The sequence below is a fragment of the Cellulomonas sp. IC4_254 genome, from assembly GCF_011603975.1.
GTDB lineage: Bacteria > Actinomycetota > Actinomycetes > Actinomycetales > Cellulomonadaceae > Cellulomonas.
The window spans coordinates 1-4,914 of record NZ_JAANNB010000240.1; the positions used below are offsets into that span (position 1 = coordinate 1).

Consider the following 4,914-nt stretch of genomic DNA (forward strand, 5'->3'; position numbering starts at 1 on the left):
GGGTCGCCGGGGTCCGCCGGGCCCGCCGACGGCGACCCGCGGCTCGGCCCGGTCGAGGTGCGCCGCTCCCGCCGCCGGTCCCGCACCGTCACCGCCTACCGCGAGGGCGGCCGGACGATCGTCGCCATCCCCGCCCGGTTCACCCGCGCCCAGGAGCGCGAGTGGGTGCGCCGGATGCTCGACCGGCTCGCCACCCAGGAGCAGCGCCGCCGTCCGTCGGACGACCAGCTGGTCCGCCGCGCGGCCGAGCTCAACCAGCGCTACCTGGGCGGCCGCGCCGTGCCGTCGAGCGTCCGCTGGTCCGGAAACCAGGGCCGGCGCTGGGGCTCGTGCACCGTCGCGGACGGCAGCATCCGGCTGTCCGACCGCCTGCGCGGGATGCCCGCGTGGGTCACCGACTACGTGCTGCTGCACGAGCTCGCGCACCTGCTGCACGCCGGCCACGGGCCGGAGTTCTGGGCCGAGCTCGAGGCGTACCCCCGCACCGAGCGGGCGCGCGGGTTCCTCGAGGGCTACTCGTTCGCCGAGCGGGCCCCGGGGGACGCCGACGAGGACGCCGCGCCCGGCGACGCGACGGTCGCCGAGGAGGACGCGGCCGACCCCGAGGCCGACTGAGCCGACCCCGGTCCGGCCGCCGCGGGGTGCGGGGCGTCGCGCTGCGTCGGCAGCGCGGTGGCCGACCCGGCTCGCGCCTCGGCGACCATCCGGGTGTGCAGGGCGAGGATCTCGGCCGCGCGCCGCGCCACCACCACGCCCGCGGGTGTGGGCGTGCAGCCGTCCGCGCTCCGCTGCAGGAGCCGGACGTCGAGCCGGCGCTCCAGCAGCGCGACGTGCGTGCTGACCGTGCTGACCGCGCACGGCAGCGCTGCTGACGCGGTCGTCATCGACCCGTGCTCGACGACCGCGACGAACGTCGCCAGGTGGGTGAGCTGGACCATCACCGGCCTCCCGTCGGGGTGGAGCGGCTGGGGCCAGTCTGCGCACAGGTCGGGCCGCTCGACCAGCCCCTTCGCGGTTCCCGAACCGGGGTTGTGCCGCGACCCAGGACCTTCGACCCTGGTCGTCAGCCGCTGAACCATCCGACACCCGTCGACCCCGGATGAGAGGCAGCACCATGCACCTGACCACCACCAAGATCCCGTTCTCGACCCCGGTCCTCGTCCTCGGCGTCGCTGGCCCGCTGATCGCCCTCGGTGCCGTGCTGCTCGGCAGCACGGACCCGACCGCGTGGGTCGTCGTCGCGCTCGTCGGCACCGCCGCCGTGGTCGCGGGCGGGATGCTGCCGGCCCGGCACTGGCTCGAGATCCGGGGCGACGAGGTCCGGCTGCGCTACCGACCCCTGCTGACCCGCCGCATCGCCACCCGCGACGTCGTGCGCTTCGAGCTGATCGAGCGTGCCCGTCCCCTGCAGTACGGGGGGCTGGGCCTGCGCCTCGCGAGCGGGAAGGTCGTGGCGTTCGTGAACCGGCCCGGGCCGGCGCTGCGGATCCAGCCCGCCCGCGGCTGGTCGAGCGTCATCGTCCTGGCGTCCGCCGAGGAGGCCGAGGCCGTCCGGCGCCGCCTCGAGGAGACGACGGGCCGGACGGTGGAGCGGCGCAGCGCCTAGCGCTCGTCGTCGCCGGCCGGGGCCTCCGGGTCACCGCCGCCCTCGGCGGGGCCGCCCTGCTCGCCCTCGCCGAGGATCTCCGCCAGCGCCCGGTCCAGGTCGGCGTGCTCGCCCTCGGCCGCGGTGCGCCGCCCGGCGTACCCGGCCGGGTCGTCCAGGTCCTCGGCGGTGGGCAGCAGGTCCGGGTGGTCCCAGATCGCGTCGCGCGCCTGCTGGCCCTGCTCACGGGCGATGCGTGCCCACAGCGCGGCGGCGTCGCGCGACCGGCGGGGTCGCAGCTCCAGGCCGACCAGCGTCGCGAACGTCTGCTCCGCGGGTCCGCCGGCGGCGCGGCGGCGGCGGATCATCTCGCGCAGCGCGACGCTGTGCGGCAGGTGGGGGAGGGCGGCGGTGGCGACGACCTCGTCGACCCAGCCCTCGACCAGCGCGAGCGCGGTCTCCAGCCGGGCGAGCACGGCGCGCTGCTCGGGCGTCGTCTGCGGGGCGAACACCCCGGACGACAGGGCGCCCTGCAGCGCGGTCGGGTCGGTGGGGTCGATGGCCCGCACCGACTCCTCCAGGCTCTCGACGTCGATGGTGATGCCGCGGGCGTAGGCGTCGACCGCCGCGAGGAGGTGGCCGCGCAGCCAGGTGACGTGCGTGAACAGCCGGGCGTGCGCCGCCTCGCGGAGCGCGAGGAACAGCCGCACCTCCTCGAGCGGGATCTCCAGGCCGTCGGCGAACGCGGCGACGTTGCCCGGCACCAGCGCGGTCGCGGGCTCGGCGACCAGCGGCAGGCCGGCGTCGGTCAGCCCGAACACCTCGCGGGACAGCGAGCCGGCCGCCTGGCCGACCTGCATGCCGAACACGAGCGCGCCGAGCTGGCGCATCATCGCCGCCGGGTCCAGGCCACCGACGCCGAGGCCGGGCGGCAGGTCCATCCCCTCGGGCAGCTGGTCGGCGAGGGTCGCGGCGAGCGCGGTCGACATCGACGTGGCGACCGGCTCGGTCAGCGTCCGCCAGGTCGGCAGGGTCTGCTCGACCCACTCGGAGCGGGACAGGGCGCGGACGTGCCCGCCGGCGGGCGGCAGGTCGGTGGCCGCGTCGAGCCACAGCTCCGCGACGCCGAGCGCCTCGGTCGCCTGGCGCTGCTCGGCCGGGCTGAGCGTGGGGTCGCCGCCGGTGACCGCCACCTGGCGGGCCATGTCGTGCGCCACGTCCCAGTTCACCGGGCCGTCGCCGCTGGACGACAGCATCCGCTGCACCTGGGCGATCACCTGGTTCATCAGCATCGGGTCGTCGGGCAGGCCGGACGCGCGGGCCATCTCCGCGGGGTCGAGGCCCTGCTCCCGCATCTGGCGGAGCGCCTCGTCCGCGCCCGGGCCGAACATCTGGCGCAGCATCTGCTCCCAGGCGGCGCCGTCGGAGGGCTCGCCGGGCTGGCGCGCGGTGGGGTCGTCGGTCATCTCGGTGCTCCCGGGCTCGTCGTGGTGCCACCGTAACCACACCCCCGCGCCGCGGGACCCGGTCGTCACCTCCGGTTCGCTGAGGGCGCACGCGACCCTCACGGGTCCGTGCGGCATGATCGTCCGGTGCACGCCCAGCCCGGAACCCCCTCGGACCCCGACGCGTCGCCCGCGGGCGGGACCGACCCGTTCGCCGCCCCCACGCCGACCGGCGCCGACCCGGCGGCCGCGCAGGCGCCCGGGGAGCCGGACGAGCCGCGCGAGCCCGCGCCGCCCGTGACCCGGCGCGCGGCGCTGCTGTCCGGGGGCGTGCTGCTCACGGCCGTGCTGCTCGTCGTGCTGCTCCTGATGCCGGTGCCGTACGCGGTGAACTCACCGGGCCCGACCCTCGACACCCTGGGGGAGCACGACGGCCAGGCGCTCATCACGATCGACGGCGCCGAGACCTACGACTCCACCGGGCAGCTCCGGCTGACCACGGTGTCGACCACGGGCGGACCCGGGTACCCGTCGAGCGTGCTGGGCGTGCTGCAGGGCTGGCTGAGCCCGTCCCGGCGGGTGCTGCCGGTCGAGTCGGTGTTCCCGCAGGACGCGACCCAGGAGCAGCTGGACGAGCAGAACGAGGCCCAGATGGTGTCCTCGCAGGAGAACGCGACCGTCGCCGCGCTGGAGGAGCTCGGGTACACGGTCCCGGTCACGCTCACGGTGCACGACGCCGTCGAGGGCACGGGCGCCGTCGGCGTGGTCGAGCCCGGGGACGTGCTGCTGTCCTACGACGGCACCGCGCTGACGTCCTACGGGCAGCTGATCGACCTGCTGGACCAGACGGACCCGGGCAGCACCGTCACGCTCGGCGTGCAGCGGGACGGCGCCGAGGTCGACCTCGACGTGGTCACCGGTGAGCGCGAGGAGGGCGGGGGCAGCCAGCTCGGCGTCTACATCGACCCGACGTTCGACCCGCCGGTCGACGTGTCCATCCGGATCGACCAGATCGGCGGCTCCAGCGCCGGCACGATGTTCGCGCTCGGGATCATCGACAAGCTGACCCCCGAGGACGAGGCGGACGGCCGGGTCATCGCGGGCACGGGGACGATGGACCTCAACGGCGCGGTCGGCCCGATCGGCGGCATCCGGCAGAAGATGGCCGGCTCGCTGCGGGACGGGGCGGACTGGTTCCTCGCGCCTGCGGGCAACTGCGACGAGGTCGTCGGGCACGTGCCGGACGGGCTCACCGTCGTGAAGGTGTCGACGCTGCACGAGGCGCGCGAGGCCGTCGAGGCGATCGGCGCCGGCGAGGCCGACGACCTGCCGACCTGCACGGCGGCGGACGCGGCCGACGCGGGCTGAGGCCCGCTCAGGCGAACGTCGCCCGCAGCCCCTCGACCAGCCCGGGCACCACGTCCTCGCCCTGGCCGACGGCGTCGTCCCGGTCGTCGGACCGCTGCCGCACGGCGCACCACGACGGCCCGTCGCGCAGCACGCCGACCGCGAGCCGCACGTCCTGGCGCTGCGGGTGGGCGAGCAGCGCGGTCAGCGCGGCGTCGGGGTCCTCGGGCAGGCCCTCCTCGGCCTCCGGCGGCAGCACGATCCGCTCGACCGTGAGCGCCGCGCCGTCCACGCCCTCGGGCCAGGCGATCGCGCCGAGCAGGCCCTCCAGGTCGTCGCTCGCGGGCAGCCCCTCCTGCTCCACCGAGGTCAGGTGGTGGGGGTCGGCGGCCGCGGCGGCCAGCACGTCCGGCGGCAGCTGCGACGCGAGCGCGGGCTCGGCGTCGAGGGCCGCCTGCGTCCGGACCAGGGCGAACACCCGCACGGGGCCGTCCCAGCCGCCGGTGGCGACGTGCCGCTCGATCTCGACGACCGCGG

General features: G+C 76.6%; 6 protein-coding genes. 3 read left to right on the plus strand and 3 right to left on the minus strand.

The genetic code is table 11. The annotated features are described in order from the left end of the window. The first annotated feature begins 57 nt into the window (after nucleotides 1–57). On the plus strand, nucleotides 58–615 hold the full coding sequence (locus G6556_RS16985; RefSeq protein ID WP_166944052.1) for a SprT-like domain-containing protein: 558 nt from the start codon (nucleotides 58–60) through the stop codon (nucleotides 613–615). Here G6556_RS16985 and G6556_RS16990 read toward each other — a convergent pair. After that, complete coding sequence (locus G6556_RS16990) at nucleotides 513–938, minus strand: LysR family transcriptional regulator (RefSeq protein ID WP_166944044.1); 426 nt, start codon at nucleotides 936–938, stop codon at nucleotides 513–515. The genes G6556_RS16985 and G6556_RS16990 overlap by 103 nt on opposite strands. A 176-nt stretch (nucleotides 939–1,114) precedes the next feature. Here G6556_RS16990 and G6556_RS16995 point away from each other — a divergent pair, with 176 nt between their 5' ends. Then, complete coding sequence (locus G6556_RS16995) at nucleotides 1,115–1,606, plus strand: hypothetical protein (protein WP_166944046.1); 492 nt, start codon at nucleotides 1,115–1,117, stop codon at nucleotides 1,604–1,606. Here the strand turns inward: G6556_RS16995 and G6556_RS17000 are convergent. Further along, entirely contained in the window at nucleotides 1,603–3,051 is a 1,449-nt protein-coding gene (locus G6556_RS17000; RefSeq protein WP_166944048.1) for a zinc-dependent metalloprotease, read from the minus strand. The two genes, G6556_RS16995 and G6556_RS17000, sit on opposite strands and share 4 nt — an antisense overlap. A gap of 126 nt (nucleotides 3,052–3,177) precedes the next feature. On the opposite strand from G6556_RS17000, the gene G6556_RS17005 reads away from it, so the two are divergent. After that, nucleotides 3,178–4,398, plus strand: a complete 1,221-nt coding sequence (locus G6556_RS17005) for a PDZ domain-containing protein (RefSeq protein WP_346774963.1) — start codon at nucleotides 3,178–3,180, stop codon at nucleotides 4,396–4,398. Between the two features lie 7 nt (nucleotides 4,399–4,405). Here G6556_RS17005 and G6556_RS17010 read toward each other — a convergent pair. Beyond that, nucleotides 4,406–4,914, minus strand: a 509-nt coding sequence (locus tag G6556_RS17010; protein WP_166944050.1) for a PPA1309 family protein, incomplete at its 5' end; no start/stop codon positions are given.

Coding starts and splice junctions, on each gene's coding strand:
- G6556_RS16990 (WP_166944044.1), bottom strand. CDS start 938: ATGGTCCAGCTCACCCACCTGGCGACGTTCGTCGCGGTCGTCGAGCAC.
- G6556_RS16995 (WP_166944046.1), top strand. CDS start 1,115: ATGCACCTGACCACCACCAAGATCCCGTTCTCGACCCCGGTCCTCGTC.
- G6556_RS17000 (WP_166944048.1), bottom strand. CDS start 3,051: ATGACCGACGACCCCACCGCGCGCCAGCCCGGCGAGCCCTCCGACGGC.